19 protein-coding genes are annotated in these 13132 nt (G+C 62.4%); 11 read left to right on the forward strand and 8 right to left on the reverse strand.

Features of this window, described 5'->3' with window-relative positions:
* Positions 1 to 9 precede the first annotated feature (9 nt).
* Positions 10 to 927, reverse strand: coding sequence for a polyprenyl synthetase family protein (locus AC0L3O_RS10610; RefSeq protein WP_128170591.1), 918 nt, complete (start codon positions 925 to 927; stop codon positions 10 to 12).
* Between the two features lie 79 nt (positions 928 to 1006).
* On the opposite strand from AC0L3O_RS10610, the gene AC0L3O_RS10615 reads away from it, so the two are divergent.
* The 3 genes from AC0L3O_RS10615 (at position 1007) to AC0L3O_RS10625 (ending at position 2742) form a co-directional block, all read left to right on the forward strand.
* The gene (locus AC0L3O_RS10615) at positions 1007 to 1777 is read left to right on the forward strand and encodes a biosynthetic peptidoglycan transglycosylase (RefSeq protein WP_473615508.1); all 771 of its coding nucleotides are present in this window, start codon (positions 1007 to 1009) and stop codon (positions 1775 to 1777) included.
* Positions 1778 to 1914: 137 nt separating this feature from the next.
* Complete coding sequence (gene rpmF / locus AC0L3O_RS10620) at positions 1915 to 2097, forward strand: 50S ribosomal protein L32 (RefSeq protein WP_006203806.1); 183 nt, start codon at positions 1915 to 1917, stop codon at positions 2095 to 2097.
* A gap of 243 nt (positions 2098 to 2340) precedes the next feature.
* Positions 2341 to 2742, forward strand: coding sequence for a hypothetical protein (locus AC0L3O_RS10625; protein ID WP_091593310.1), 402 nt, complete (start codon positions 2341 to 2343; stop codon positions 2740 to 2742).
* Between the two features lie 145 nt (positions 2743 to 2887).
* Here the strand turns inward: AC0L3O_RS10625 and AC0L3O_RS10630 are convergent, their stop codons facing one another.
* Complete coding sequence (locus AC0L3O_RS10630; RefSeq protein WP_023797044.1) at positions 2888 to 3121, reverse strand: hypothetical protein; 234 nt, start codon at positions 3119 to 3121, stop codon at positions 2888 to 2890.
* Between the two features lie 79 nt (positions 3122 to 3200).
* Positions 3201 to 3728: a winged helix-turn-helix transcriptional regulator gene (locus AC0L3O_RS10635; protein WP_236368879.1), complete on the reverse strand. Its 528-nt coding sequence runs from the start codon at positions 3726 to 3728 to the stop codon at positions 3201 to 3203.
* A gap of 100 nt (positions 3729 to 3828) precedes the next feature.
* Between AC0L3O_RS10635 and AC0L3O_RS10640 the strand changes: the two genes are divergently transcribed.
* From AC0L3O_RS10640 to AC0L3O_RS10655, 4 genes are all read left to right on the forward strand, one after another.
* Positions 3829 to 4710, forward strand: coding sequence for an alpha/beta fold hydrolase (locus tag AC0L3O_RS10640; RefSeq protein ID WP_473615509.1), 882 nt, complete (start codon positions 3829 to 3831; stop codon positions 4708 to 4710).
* Between the two features lie 314 nt (positions 4711 to 5024).
* Complete coding sequence (locus AC0L3O_RS10645; protein ID WP_027152973.1) at positions 5025 to 5369, forward strand: ArsR/SmtB family transcription factor; 345 nt, start codon at positions 5025 to 5027, stop codon at positions 5367 to 5369.
* Between the two features lie 10 nt (positions 5370 to 5379).
* Positions 5380 to 5880, forward strand: a complete 501-nt coding sequence (locus AC0L3O_RS10650) for an SRPBCC family protein (protein ID WP_287234272.1) — start codon at positions 5380 to 5382, stop codon at positions 5878 to 5880.
* Positions 5880 to 6488: a glutathione S-transferase family protein gene (locus tag AC0L3O_RS10655; protein ID WP_473615511.1), complete on the forward strand. Its 609-nt coding sequence runs from the start codon at positions 5880 to 5882 to the stop codon at positions 6486 to 6488. Before AC0L3O_RS10650 ends, AC0L3O_RS10655 begins: the two co-directional genes overlap by 1 nt.
* Before the next feature lie 106 nt (positions 6489 to 6594).
* On the opposite strand, the gene AC0L3O_RS10660 is transcribed toward AC0L3O_RS10655, so the two are convergent.
* The 3 genes from AC0L3O_RS10660 to AC0L3O_RS10670 all read right to left on the reverse strand — a co-directional run bounded on the left by AC0L3O_RS10660 (position 6595) and on the right by AC0L3O_RS10670 (position 8440).
* Entirely contained in the window at positions 6595 to 6882 is a 288-nt protein-coding gene (locus AC0L3O_RS10660) for an ArsR/SmtB family transcription factor (protein WP_027152975.1), read from the reverse strand.
* A 31-nt stretch (positions 6883 to 6913) separates the two neighbouring features.
* Positions 6914 to 8161, reverse strand: a complete 1248-nt coding sequence (locus AC0L3O_RS10665; RefSeq protein WP_023797051.1) for an MFS transporter — start codon at positions 8159 to 8161, stop codon at positions 6914 to 6916.
* An 84-nt stretch (positions 8162 to 8245) separates the two neighbouring features.
* A complete protein-coding gene (locus tag AC0L3O_RS10670; RefSeq protein ID WP_023797052.1) occupies positions 8246 to 8440 on the reverse strand; it encodes a DUF1192 domain-containing protein in 195 nt (64 codons plus the stop codon).
* A gap of 194 nt (positions 8441 to 8634) precedes the next feature.
* Between AC0L3O_RS10670 and AC0L3O_RS10675 the strand changes: the two genes are divergently transcribed.
* From AC0L3O_RS10675 to AC0L3O_RS10685, 3 genes are all read left to right on the forward strand, one after another.
* On the forward strand, positions 8635 to 9648 hold the full coding sequence (locus tag AC0L3O_RS10675) for an NAD(P)H-quinone oxidoreductase (protein ID WP_091593305.1): 1014 nt from the start codon (positions 8635 to 8637) through the stop codon (positions 9646 to 9648).
* 132 nt (positions 9649 to 9780) lie between these two features.
* Positions 9781 to 9921 (forward strand): DUF1127 domain-containing protein, encoded by a 141-nt coding sequence (locus AC0L3O_RS10680; protein ID WP_023797054.1) that lies wholly within the window; start codon positions 9781 to 9783, stop codon positions 9919 to 9921.
* 267 nt (positions 9922 to 10188) lie between these two features.
* Positions 10189 to 11292, forward strand: a complete 1104-nt coding sequence (locus tag AC0L3O_RS10685) for a helix-turn-helix transcriptional regulator (RefSeq protein WP_473615512.1) — start codon at positions 10189 to 10191, stop codon at positions 11290 to 11292.
* A 35-nt stretch (positions 11293 to 11327) separates the two neighbouring features.
* On the opposite strand, the gene AC0L3O_RS10690 is transcribed toward AC0L3O_RS10685, so the two are convergent.
* On the reverse strand, positions 11328 to 11492 hold the full coding sequence (locus AC0L3O_RS10690) for a hypothetical protein (protein ID WP_473615513.1): 165 nt from the start codon (positions 11490 to 11492) through the stop codon (positions 11328 to 11330).
* 32 nt (positions 11493 to 11524) lie between these two features.
* On the reverse strand, positions 11525 to 11944 hold the full coding sequence (locus AC0L3O_RS10695) for a LysE family transporter (RefSeq protein ID WP_473615515.1): 420 nt from the start codon (positions 11942 to 11944) through the stop codon (positions 11525 to 11527).
* A 345-nt stretch (positions 11945 to 12289) separates the two neighbouring features.
* Between AC0L3O_RS10695 and AC0L3O_RS10700 the strand changes: the two genes are divergently transcribed.
* Complete coding sequence (locus tag AC0L3O_RS10700) at positions 12290 to 12985, forward strand: DUF1013 domain-containing protein (RefSeq protein ID WP_027152980.1); 696 nt, start codon at positions 12290 to 12292, stop codon at positions 12983 to 12985.
* Positions 12986 to 13132: the final 147 nt, after the last annotated feature.

Genomic DNA, 13132 nt, shown 5'->3' on the forward strand with positions numbered 1-13132 from the left:
GGAACAGCGTCAGCTGTTGCGGGCCGCCACGAATTCCGCTGCTTGCTTCAGAAGCACGGCGTCTTCGCCATAGGGACAAAGCAAGGCGTGGGCCTGGTCGACGAGGCCTTGAAGCTGGTCCCGCGCCCAGTTGGCGCCGTGCAGCGCCACCAGCGTCGCCTTGCCGGCGGCTGCGTCCTTGCCGGTCGCCTTGCCCATCTGGCGCGCATCCGCCGTCAGATCGAGCAGGTCGTCGGCAAGCTGAAAGGCAAGCCCGATCGCCGAGCCGAATTCCGCCAGTCTTTCACGGTCGGCCGCCGGCGCGCCGGCAACAATTGCGCCCGCTTCGCAGGCGAAGCGGATCAACGCGCCGGTCTTCATCGCCTGAAGCCGGATGATGCCGGCTTCCTCCGGCCGGTTACGCTCGGCTTCGAGATCGAGCATCTGGCCGCCGACCATGCCTCCGGCTCCGGCGGCGCGGGCCAGCGCCAGCACCAGCGCCGCCCGCCGTTCGGCCGGCAGCATTGTCGCTTCGTCGGCAATGATGTCGAAGGCGAGCGCTAGCAAGGCGTCGCCGGCGAGGATGGCGGTCGCCTCGTCGAAGGCCTTGTGAACGGTCGGCTGGCCTCGGCGCAGATCGTCGTCGTCCATGGCCGGCAGATCGTCATGGATCAGCGAATAGCAATGCACGCATTCGAGCGCCGCCGCCACGCGCAGCGCCGCCTCGCCGTCGGCGGAAAACAGCGCGGCGCTTTCCATGACCAGGAAAGGGCGCAGGCGCTTGCCGCCATTCAGCACGCCGTGGCGCATCGCCTCCATCAGACGCTGCGGCCGCGCGATCTCGCCTGAAAGCGGGCGGTCGTCGAGCAACCGCCTGAGCAGCGCCTCGATCGGCCCTGTGCGTGCGAGAAGCGCTGCCTCGAACGGTATTTGATCGTCTTTCGCCATGCCGGGGACGGGTAGCCGACACTCAGACGTTGCGCAAGAAGCCAAGCGCCATTATGCCGGGGGCAGGGAGCAGCATGGATTGAGCGGCTTGTCGGAACCGATCGTCGATCACGAAACCCAAGGGCTGGACATGGTGAGGCCGAAACGCGGCAATCGCATCGGTCTCAAACGCTGGCCTCGGCACTGGGTCCGGCGCTGTATCACCATCGCCGTGGTGCTGGCGCTGATGCCGCTGGTGTTGACCTTTCTGTACCTGCCGCCGTTCGTGCATCCGGTATCGACACTGATGCTGAAGGATCTGGCGACGTTTTCCGGCTATGACCGGCGCTGGGTCTCGATCGACGATGTGGCGCCGGCGTTGGCGCATTCGGTCATCATGTCGGAGGACGGGCAGTTCTGTTTCCATCGCGGCATCGACCTTGGCGAGTTGAGGGGCGTCGTCGACGACGCGCTGGCCGGCGAGATGACGCGCGGCGCCTCGACCATCACCATGCAGAGCGTCAAGAACCTCTATCTGTGGTCGCGGCCGCTGGGCTCGGTCCGGAAAGTCGTCGAGCTGCCGCTGGCTGTCTATGTTGACATGGTGATGTCGAAACGGCGCATCATGGAAATCTATCTCAATATCGCCGAATGGGGGCCGGGCATCTATGGCATCGAGGCCGCCGCCCAGCATCATTTCGGGGTTTCGGCAAAACGATTGTCGCGTCGCCAGGCGGCGCTGCTTGCCGTCACCCTGCCGAACCCGATCGCCCGCAACCCGGCGAAGCCCGGGCCGGGGCTGAGACGGCTGGCCTCGCTGATCGAGCGGCGCGCCGGTCGGTCCGGCGCCTATGTCGGCTGTCTGCGATAGCTTAAAAAAATTGGCGACGGCGCTGGCCAAAACGGCGCAGGGCGTGTATAGGCACCCAACTTTCTCAGATTCCGGCCCTGACGCGGCCCTTTCACGAGGGCAGCCGGGGCATTTTGACCATGTAGTGGAGCATATCCATGGCCGTACCGAAACGAAAAACCTCCCCGTCGAAGCGCGGCATGCGCCGCTCGGCCGATGCGCTGAAGGCCCCGACCTATGTCGAGGACAAGAATTCCGGCGAGATGCGCCGCCCGCACCATATCGACCTGAAGACCGGCATGTATCGCGGTCGCCAGGTTCTGGAGCCGAAGGAAAGCTGAGAACGCTTTCGACGGTTTGGGACTATCGAAGGACCGGCCATCGCGCCGGTCTTTCTGCGTTTTGCGCAGATGATCGCCCCTCGAATTGTTGTCAAATATGCCAGCAGCCGTACCGGATGCAGCCGTACCGGCTGGTACTGTTATTTCGCACGGTCTTTGTCCGTGTTCGCGGTCGCATGCGAAAATTCTTGACGGCGAACGCCGAGCGCATACTAGAGAAGGCTGTCCAACCGGAGCCTTCTGATGTTCGGTGCCATCCCGCTGCTGATCGTACCCTTCGTCCTCTATAATCTTGGGCTTCTGGGAATATTCGGCGGCGGCGACGATCCTTGGGCAATCCAAATGTTCTCGATCCGCATGATGTCGGGCGGAGTGTTCTCGATGACGCTCGGCGATCTGATCGTGCTGATCGGGCTGCTTCTCTTCTTCGTCGAAATCTTGAAATCGACGCGCACGACGAGCGCCTCGATCATGGACCACCTGTTGTCGACCTTCGTCTTCGTGGCGTTCCTGGTCGAGTTCCTGCTGGTGAAGGGCGCGGCGCACTCGGTTTTCTTCATTTTGATGGTCATCGCACTGGTCGATGTCCTGGCCGGCTTCTCAGTATCGATGCGAGCAGCCAGCCGCGACATAACCATGAGCTAATGCATGTCGCGCAAAGCATGCCTCGGGCTTGAACGAGGGTGCGCAGCGGTTTTGCTGTAACGACATGCATAAAAGGCGGTGAAGCAGCCGCCTCGTTGTCATCACCTGCCGACGGCAGGACAGGCCCGCCCGACACGCCGGACCGCTATTTTTTCTTGGCGCGTGTCGGCTTCTTCACCGGAGCAGCCGGCGCATTGGCGAGGTCTTCCGCTTCCTTGGCAAGGCGGAGCGCCCTCAGCTTGTTGGTCTTTATCTGGCGGGCATCGCTCTCAGCGACATATTCCGCCATCGCCTTCTGACGAACCGTGGCTGCCTCTTCCTGCTTCTTGAAACGCAAATCGGCCCGCGCGCGGGCAGTATCCTTAGAGTTCTCAACCAAGGGCTTTTCCAATCCCGTAAATTATAGTTTTCAATGGCTTTAATAGCAGAGCCGCCCTGCAATGGGGGAAATAAGTTGGTCAGGCGCCGGCATCGCACCCGGCGCCCGGCGCCTTTCGGGCTACAACCGCCTCGTATCCGGCCTGCAACGTCGCACGCACGGTGGCATCCGGCGGCGTGTCGGAAGGCGTGCCCAGATGTTCGTGGCGCAGTTCGTCCATGAACTTTTCCCACATCGGCGGGCCGCCCTTTTCCAGAAGCTCGGCGCGGATCGAGAGCTCCTCGCTGACCGGCAGCCAGACGCGACCCCAGGCGCCGAGATGCGCCAGGATCGGCACCAGCGTTATCGCCATTTCGGTCAGGCTGTAGATCGCCTTCTGCTTGTGGGTGGGATCGTCAGCCCTGGTCAGCATGCCGAGTTCCATCAGTCGCTTCAGCCGATCGGCGAGGATGTTGGAAGCGATGCGTTCCAATGAGCCGTTGAGCAAGTCGCGAAAGTGGCGTTTGCCGCCGAAAATCATGTCGCGGAGGATGATCAGGCTCCACCGGTCGCCGAACACTTCAAGCGACAGGTTGATCGGGCACCCAGAACGATGATCGATGCTCATGCGAATCTCCGACAGAAACTGGTTGCATTATCATATCAGTTATATCATCGTGCAACTGATTGCGAAATGCAATCGGTTTTGCAGAGAGGAGACGGCGACCATGACCAAGGCAGCGGAACCCGAAATCGTGTCGCAGACGTTTGGCGATCCCGCGCATCCGCCGATGCTGCTGATCATGGGCGCGATGGCTTCGATGCTTTGGTGGCCTGAGGCGTTCTGCCGGAAACTGGCCGGCAAGGGCCTGTTCGTGATCCGCTATGACAATCGCGATACCGGCCGTTCGACCAAATATGCGCCGGGCGAACCGCCTTACACTTTCGACGCCATGGTGGACGACGCCATTCGCGTCCTCGACAATCATGGCATCGCGAAAGCGCATGTCGTCGGCATGTCGATGGGCGGCATGATCGCGCAACTCGTGGCGTTGAAATATCCGTCGCGGATCATCTCGCTTACGGCGATCAGCACTTCGCCAATCGGGATCGACACCTCGCACCTGCCAAGGACGAGCGAAGCCTATATGAAGCATTCGGCCGAAGGCGCCAAGGTCGATTGGTCGGACCGAGCCCAGGTGATCGACTACATCGTCAAGGACGCGCACGCGATCGCCGGCACCGCGCATCCATTCGACGGGAAGCGGACGAGGGCCTTCGTCGAACAGGACTACGACCGGTCCGGCGGTTTTCTAAGCGCGACCAATCATTTCATGCTTGAGAGCGGTGAAGATCGGGGCGGCGAGGATCGGGGCGGCGAGGATCGGGGCTGCGAGGATTGCAAGGGTCGCCTGCACGACTTGAAGGTTCCGCTCCTCGTCATCCACGGCACCGCGGATCCGATCTTTCCGGTCGAGCATGGCGCCGCTCTGGCCGAAGCAGTTGCCGGCGCGAGGCTTGTCCGCATTGAAGGCGGCGGCCACGAACTCCATCCCGACGATTGGGCCGCGATCGTTGATGCCATCGTCGCCCATAGCCAAGCCAGGTAAGTGCGGAGCCGGACCTTGACACACCATCGGCAATAGTTAAGGAATCACTTCAGTGTTTAGCTCCGTAAACCATGCAGCGGCGAACCACCAAGGGAACGAGCAAAGCAGTGTCCTTGACGATGCATCTCCATCCGCTCGCCTCCTTCTGCTGGAAGCCGCTGATCGCACTATGAAAACGGAACGCTGTTCACATCTGTCGGCAATGAACAGTCGCGCGCTACCACGACCGGCTGCTGCTGCGGCCGTCGGTCGCCCGAGTGATCGAGGAAGCGCAGCCCTATTTGAAACTTTCCCCTACAACAACGGTTAAGCCGATGCTGCACGATACCGCCCAGCTCGACCTGATGTTCCAGGCGCTCGCCGACCCGGCGCGGCGGCACATGGTGGAGCGGCTGTCGTGCGGCCCCGCATCGGTCAGCCAGTTGGCCGAGCCGCTGGCGATGTCGCTGTCGGCGGTCGTCCAGCACCTGAACGTGCTCGAGGCGAGCGGTCTCGTCCGCACCGAAAAGCTCGGCCGGGTGCGCACCTGCCAGCTCGAGCCGAGGGCGCTGAGGACCGCCGAACACTGGATCAACGAACGGCGCCTGAGTTGGGAACAGCGGCTCGACCGGCTCGGGGGCTTTCTTGCGGAAACCAAAGACGAAACCGAAGGAAATTGAGGATGCCAACATGAGCGAACGCTCCGTCATCCATTCGACCATAGTGCTCGAACGCAGCTACGACGCTTCGCCGGCGAGGGTGTTCGCCGCTTGGTCCGATCCCGCCGCATTGCAGCGCTGGGGCTCGCCCGGCGAGGGTTGGGAAAGCAGCATTGAATGCTTCGAGTTCCAAGTGGGCGGCATTGCGCTCAGCCGTTTTGGACCCAAGGATGGCGAGAGTTATGTGAACGAGACGCGCTACCTCGACATCGTGCGCGACCAGCGCATCGTCTCGGCTGGTGGCATGACCAGCAGCGGCCAGCGATTGTTTGTCGGCCTGCTGACGGTTGAATTCAGTCCAGAAGGCACAGGCTGCCGGCTGCTGATGACCGAACAAGGCGCCTTTCTTGACGGCCATGATCAGCCCAAAAACCATCAGGCTGGCTGGAGCCAGATGCTCGACAACCTGCGGGTGGAATGCGCGCGAGCGCCCCAGCCTGAGCCAAAGACCAGCAGAATCGGGAGGATATGATGAAACTCTACTGCGGCATCGGTCCGAATTCCTACCGCGTCCGCATCTTCATGGCTGAGAAAGGCATCGACGTTCCGCGGGTTGATGTCGATCTGACAAAAGGCGAGCACAAAACCCCGCAATTCCTTGACCTCAACTCACTCGGCCAGATTCCCGTGCTCGTGCTCGATGACGGGACGGTGATCACCGAAAGCATCGCCATCTGCCGCTATCTGGAGGCGCTTCATCCAACGCCGGCACTGTTCGGCTCGGACGCGGTCAGCCAAGGCAAGGTCGAGATGTGGAACCGCCGCGCCGAGATCGAGATCTTCGGAACGATCGGCAGCATTGCGCTGCATTCCGATCCCATGTTTGCGGAGCGGCTTGTGCAGTTCCCGGCTTTCGCCGAAACCCAGCGCGAAGCCGTTCCGGCAAAGTGGGCGTGGCTTGACCGCGAGATCGCCGATGGCCGCCCGTTCATCGCGGGCGACCAGTACTCCGTCGCCGACATCACCGCCGGCGTCGCAGCGTGGCTTGGCGCCTTCTTCGGAGCCGACATCCCGGACTCGCTCGTCAATGTCCATCATTGGCTCGACCGCGTTCAGAAACGTCCAAGCTGGAACGCTTAGGCCGGTGTCTGACATTGTTTCAATGAGATGTGAGGCTCAGCGCCAGCACCTGGATCCAGAGGAGCTTCGCCATGCCTGTCTACTGGCAAAGATGCGACGGCGCACCTCAGCTTCCGGGCGAGCCAAGCTGCTCGGCTTCCCAGAACTGGTCGAGCCAGATGTTGAGCTTCAGGAAGCCGGCACTGCTGACCGTATAGACGCGCCTTGTCCCTTCCGGCTTGGCGTTGACCAGCCCGGCGTCGAGCAGCACTTTCAGATGCTGCGAAACCGCCGGGCGCGAGACCGGCAACCCGGCGGCCAGTTCGTTGACGGTCTTCGGGCCGCGCCGAAGCTCTTCCAAGAGATAGCGCCGGTTGGGATCGGCAATCGCCATGAAGGCGTCGGAAAACATCATGGCTTATTTGTGAGGCAAAGTTTTCCAAATCTCAACCGTTGGTTTCAGGCTTTCTGCGCGGATCGAGCCGCAAGGCTTCCGGCGTGATCGAGCGCTCGGCCGGTTGCGTCTTGAAGGCGTCGCGGTCTTCGATTGGCACCGGTGCGCGCCGGCTGATGCGCAGCAGCGTATAGCCTGCCAGGCAAAGATGCGCGAGTGCCGTTGCAAGGAACAGGCTTTCCGGACGCATCCAGCCCATCAGGCCGGCGGCCAGCAGCGGCCCGATCATCGTGCCGAAACCATAGAGCAGCAGCAAGCCGCCGGACACTTTGACAAAATCCTCCGCCCGGGCGTGGTCGTTGGCATGGGCCACGGCGATCGAATAAAGCGTGTAGGCAAAGGCCCCGTAGGCAGCGGTGCAGACGATGACGAAGACGCCGGAGCGCGGCTCGAACAGGAACAGCGCGATGGCGAACAGCGCCGCGCCGAATGCCAGGCCCGCCAGCACAAAGCGGCGGTCAGTCTTGTCGGAGAGACGCCCGGCCGGAAGTTGCATGGCGGCGCCGGCGACGACCACCAGGCTCATCATCAGCGCGATCTCCGCCGTGGAAATGCCGATGCGGGCGCCATAGACGGCGCCAAGCGTGCCCCAGGCGCCGTTGGCGACGCCGATCAGAACGCAGGCGATCGCCGACACCGGCGAATTGACATAGAGCCCCTTGACGTCGAGCGAGACGTCCTGCAGCGGCTTGGGATGCGAAGCCGTCGACACTGCGGTCGGAATGAGCGACAGGCAGAACAGGATACCGGTGATCATGAACAGCGAGGCCGACTTCACATCACCGCCGGCAACGATCATCTGGCCGCCCATGATCGAGGCATAGGTGACCATCATGTAAAGGCCGAAGACGGCGCCGCGGTTCTCGTTGGTGGACTTCTCGTTGAGCCAGCTTTCGATGATCATGAAGGCGCCGGCCATGGTGAAGCCGGTGAAGGCGCGCAGCAGGATCCAGATATATTCGTCGATGATCAGGCCGGTGAGCAGTGCGACGATGGCTCCCGATGCCGCAAAGGCGCCAAAAGCGCGTACGTGACCGGCGCGGCGCACCAGGCGCGGCGCAAAGAAGCAGCCGGTGACGAAGCCGCCGGCCCAGGCCGTGCCCATCAGGCCGAGCGATGCGGTCGAGAAACCCTCCAACTGGCCGCGCAGCGGCAACAACAGCCCGTGCAGTCCGGTTGCCGCAAGCAGGAAAGCGGTGCCGCGAAGCAGCGAAAGGATCGGTCGGTAGCTTGCAAACATTTAGCTGATCCGGCTGGAATTTGGGGAGGGTCTGAAGACAGTCGCATTCGAGCTTTTCGGCGGCGGGCGCTTCGGCTCTGGAAACTATCCGCGGCGAAACAGCGCCTCGGCCGCTGATTTGGTGGTGCTCTTGGTCTTGAGTTCGGCTTCGAGCCGGGCGATCTCGTCGCGCAAGATGCCGATCCGCTCGGACAGTTCATCGACGGAAAGCAGCGACAGATCCTGCCCAATCTCATGCGGGCGCGCTTTCTTTTTGGGTTCGTCGTCGAAGATCGCCATCGTCGCTCCTCGCTCATGCGTCAAAATTAAACGGCTACAGCGTCCTTGGCGCGTCCAATCGCACGCCCGGCGCTGCAGTGGCCATTTGCCTGATTTGGCAATCAGCATACATAGGGCAAGGGCATGGATGCAAACAGTCGGCAATAAAACCGGCAAGTCGGCAAGAAACCGGCGAAGCGAGACGGGAAAAATTCATGGCGAGTGGACAGGACAAGATTCCGGCGAAGATGACGGCCATCGCGATCTCGGAACCCGGCGGACCGCGGGTTCTGAAACCGGAAACGCGCGACGTGCCCGTGCCCGGACCTGGCGAAATCCTGATCCGGGTGCGCGCCGCCGGTATCAACCGGCCGGATGTGCAGCAACGCAAGGGCGTCTACCCGCCGCCGCCTGGTGCGTCGGACCTGCCGGGCCTCGAAGCGTCAGGCGAAGTTGCCGCTCTTGGCGACGAGATATCGCGCTGGCGCGTCGGCGACCGGGTCTGCGCGCTGACGCCCGGCGGCGGCTATGCCGAATACGTCAAGGTCCATGCCGGCAGCGTGCTGCCGCTGCCGGCCGGCTTTACCCACACCGAAGCGGCGGCGGTACCGGAAAACTACTTCACCGTCTGGCATAATGTCTTCGAACGCGGCGCTCTAAAGAGCGGCGAGACGCTGCTCGTGCATGGCGGCTCGTCCGGGATCGGCACCACGGCGATCCAGCTCGCCTCGGCCTTCGGCGCTCATGTCATTACCACTGCCGGCAGCCAGGAGAAGTGTGACGCCTGTCTGAAGCTCGGCGCCGACCGGGCGATCAACTACCGCGAGGAGGACTTCGTCGCGGCGGTCAAGGACGCGACCGGCGGCAAGGGCGCCAACGTCATCCTCGACATGGTCGGCGGCGACTATGTGGTGCGAAACTACGAGGCCGCGGCGGTGGAAGGCCGCATCGTCCAGATCGCCACGCAGAGCGGGGCGGTGGCAAGCACCGACTTCTCGAAGATGATGGCCAAGCGGCTCACCCACACCGGCTCGATGCTGCGGCCGCGCACCGTCGAATTCAAGGCGGCGATCGCCGCAGCTCTGGAGGCGCAGGTGTGGCCGCTGCTCGGCACCCGCAAGGTAGCACCGGTCATGGACATGATCTTTCCGCTCAGGGAAGCGTGGCGGGCGCATGAGCGGATGGAGGACGGCGACCACATCGGCAAGATCGTGCTCGATGTCGGCTGACGGTCGGCAAGCAAGCTGAACAAAACCTTAATTGCGCAATGCAACAAACGCATTGCCGCCATGCAAAAGCGTCTGTTCAACTTTTCATCAACGGTGCCTATTTGAGCGGCATCGAAACGATGGAGGACTACCATGAACCCGATCCGTGCTTTCCGTAACTGGCGCATGTACAATGAAACCGTGCGCGAACTGAACCGCCTGAACGCCCGCGAGCTAAACGACCTCGGCATCAACCGTGGTGACATCGAGAGGATCGCCCGCAAGACGCTTTGATCCGCCAAGCAAGAGCCGAGGCAGGCGGATTTCCCGCCGCCGGTTCCGAGCCCGCTGGACCAGTCCGGCGGGTTTTGTCGTTTTGAAGTCCGAGGCAACAGCAGCGGCTGCTATGATGGCCACTATCCAGAACCGAATACAACTCGACCGCAATCTGCGGTTGACTCCAGTTTTAGCGTGGGCATTTTGATCGCGCGGGACTAGGTCAGAGGGTGGGAGCGCTGATCCGGGCCAGTAGCGTGCTGACTCTGAAACAGGCTTGCGTCCATGTTCGACGATCTGACGGACAAGATCTACGAGGCGGCTTTCGTGCCGGAACTTTGGGGCGATGCGCTCGAAGCTGCCGGCAGTCTTTCTGGTTCGGCCACCGGCGCCATCTTCCTGTTCAGTGCCGATTCTCCGGTCCGCGGCAGATTGAGTGACGTTTCTCCGGTTCACGGCAACTCGCTGCGATCCGTGTTTGATGAATTTGTCGCCAGCGACGGCTGGAAATTCTCTGACGCCGTTCAGCGTATGTGCAGCATGCAGCCGGCGAGCTTCGTTCAGGTCGAAGATTTCCTGACAGCCGAAGAGGTCGAACGTGATCCGGTACGGATACAGCTGAGAGCGGCCGGTATCGGCGCACATGTTTGTTCGGCAGTCGCGATGCCGAGTGGCGAGCTCGACACTTTCGTCTTTCAACGGTGGATGAAGGATGGCACCTACGATCGGGCGTCGGTCGATCGGCTGGACCAGCTTCGCCCGCATTTCGCGCGGGCCGGCATGGTCTCGGCGCGATTGGGGTTGGAACAGGCCAGGGCGACCGTCTCGGCACTCGAGACCATCGGGCTGCCGGCCGCGGTCATGGCTGCATCGGGACGCGTGCTGACGGCCAACAGCCTGCTGGAAGAAATGACCGAGATGTTTCTGCCAACCGCCTATGGCGGCATGGCGATCGCCAATGCCTCCGCCAATGCGCTTTTCCAGCGGGCCATTCTCGAGAACCGCAACGATTTCGCGATCCGATCCATTCCGGTTGCTGCGAACGAAAGCCGGCCGGCTCTGGTCATCCATCTTTTGCCGCTGCGCCGCGCCGCACATGATATTTTCTCCGGCGCGGACATCCTGGTCGCGGCGACGGCGGTAAGCGCCAGTTCCGTCGTGCCTTCACCAACCCTCCTCGCGGGCCTGTTCGACCTGACGCCCTCCGAGGCTCGTCTGGCCGCCGTGCTTTCGCAGGGACGACCCTTGAAACATGCGGCATCCGACTTGAAGATCACCGTGAAGACCGGCCGGACCTATCTCGAACGGATTTTCGCCAAGACCGGGACAAGTCAGCAAAGCCAACTCGTCGCCTTGCTCAAGAGCACAGAACCGCTCAATCGCAGATGACGATCGGCCAAATCTGTGGAAGACCGCCTATTGCTTCAATGGCCAAGCGCGGCAAAACCAATCGCTATCAAGGCGCCTCCCAGCACGATGTCCACGTGCTTGCGGAAACGGTTGTAGAATTCGCGCATGGCTGGCTGGGAAATAGCCAGGCCGACAAGGCCAAACCAGGCGATTGCAATGGCAAAAACCAGCGCTATCACGGATATCTGGATTGGCCCGCGCGTATTCAAGCTCAGCGCAGAGGATGCAAAAACAATGCGGTGGCCGGATTTGCCGCCGCCGTAACAAACCCCAGCCGGAAGTACCGAACGATGGGAAGCGGCTTCGGCTCGTCGGCGCCGATCGTGATCGACAGCGCCCGCCGCATCGAATTCCAGCCGATGAAGACCAGCATTGCGCCGTAAAGGCTGGCGGCTATCTGGTGCGCAATGCCCCCCGGCGGCAGCGCTGCAGCGCCCGTCGCGATGACCATCGCCAGCGAACTCGCGCCTAGGGCAATGCCGGCGGCGGCCGAAAGTGCTGTGGCACGCGAAGCAGTTAGCCCGGCCTGCGCGACGACAGCAAAATTGGCGCCCGGCAGCATTGCCAGAAGCGCATAGGAAATGGCGAACGGAAACAACCCCGCCGCGACAGCGTGCCCGGTTTCCAACATCGATTAGCCCACATCGGCGGCGGCTTGCCCTCCCAAAGCAGCTCGCCGCTACCGAAGCGAAATGTGGATGAAACATGTTCCCACTAACAGTCGGCAAATGCCGACAGAAGGACGTTTTGTTGCCGGGCTAGCGGCCGCGGCCGCTGAGCGGCTCACCGAAGGCGCGATGCTGAAGCCGATAAGGCTGCCTTGACAGGTTCGATATCTCCCCCCATCTCGCGACTACCTTCCAAAAACGTTGCGGAACGGCAACGGAGCGGCTATATAAACCGCGATTTTCCCATTTTGGTGGCTCTAAAACCACCGCCCGCGCGGGAACGCGGGCGAACGAGAAGGATATTTGCAATGGCCAATACGCTGCTGATGCCCAAGGCGACCGCCGTCTGGCTGGTCGACAACACCGCGCTGTCCTTCGAGCAGATCGCGCAGTTCTGCGGACTGCATCCGCTCGAGGTCAAGGCGATCGCCGACGGCGAATCGGCGCAAGGCATCAAGGGCATGGACCCGATCATGACCGGCCAGCTGAGCCGCGACGAGATCGCACGCGCCGAGAAGGATCCGAACCATCGGCTGAAGCTGTCAGACCCCAAGGTGCGGGTGCCGGAATCCAAGCGCAAGGGTCCGCGCTACACGCCGCTGTCGAAGCGCCAGGACCGGCCCAACGCCATCCTCTGGCTGGTGCGCAACCATCCCGAGTTGAAGGACGCGCAGATCGCGCGCCTCGTCGGCACCACCAAGTCGACGATCGACCAGATCCGCGACAGAAAGCACTGGAACTCAGCCAACCTGCAGCCGATGGATCCGGTTACGCTGGGGCTCGCCTCGCAGATCGACCTCGACATGGAAGTCAACCGCGCCTCGCGTGGCCGCGAACAGGCACAGCCGGCCGGCGACACGCTGCTGCCGGCGGCATTGACCGAGCGCCTCGTGCCGGCGCCGGAGAAGCCAAGGGACGAGGATGCGGAACTCGACGCCAACGCCGTCTTCGCCAAGCTCTCGGCGCTGAAGTCGAAGGACGAGGACAAGGACGACGAGGAGTGAGGCGCCTCTTCCTTCTCCCCTTGTGGGAGAAGGTGGATCGGCGCGCAGCGCCGAGACGGAAGAGGGGTGTTGGAAGAAATGAGGCGTCGGCGTTCCCTGGAACACCCCGGCCGCTTCGCGGCCACCTTCTCCCACAAGGGGAGAAGG

The sequence above is a fragment of the Mesorhizobium sp. WSM4810 genome (genome assembly GCF_055811235.1).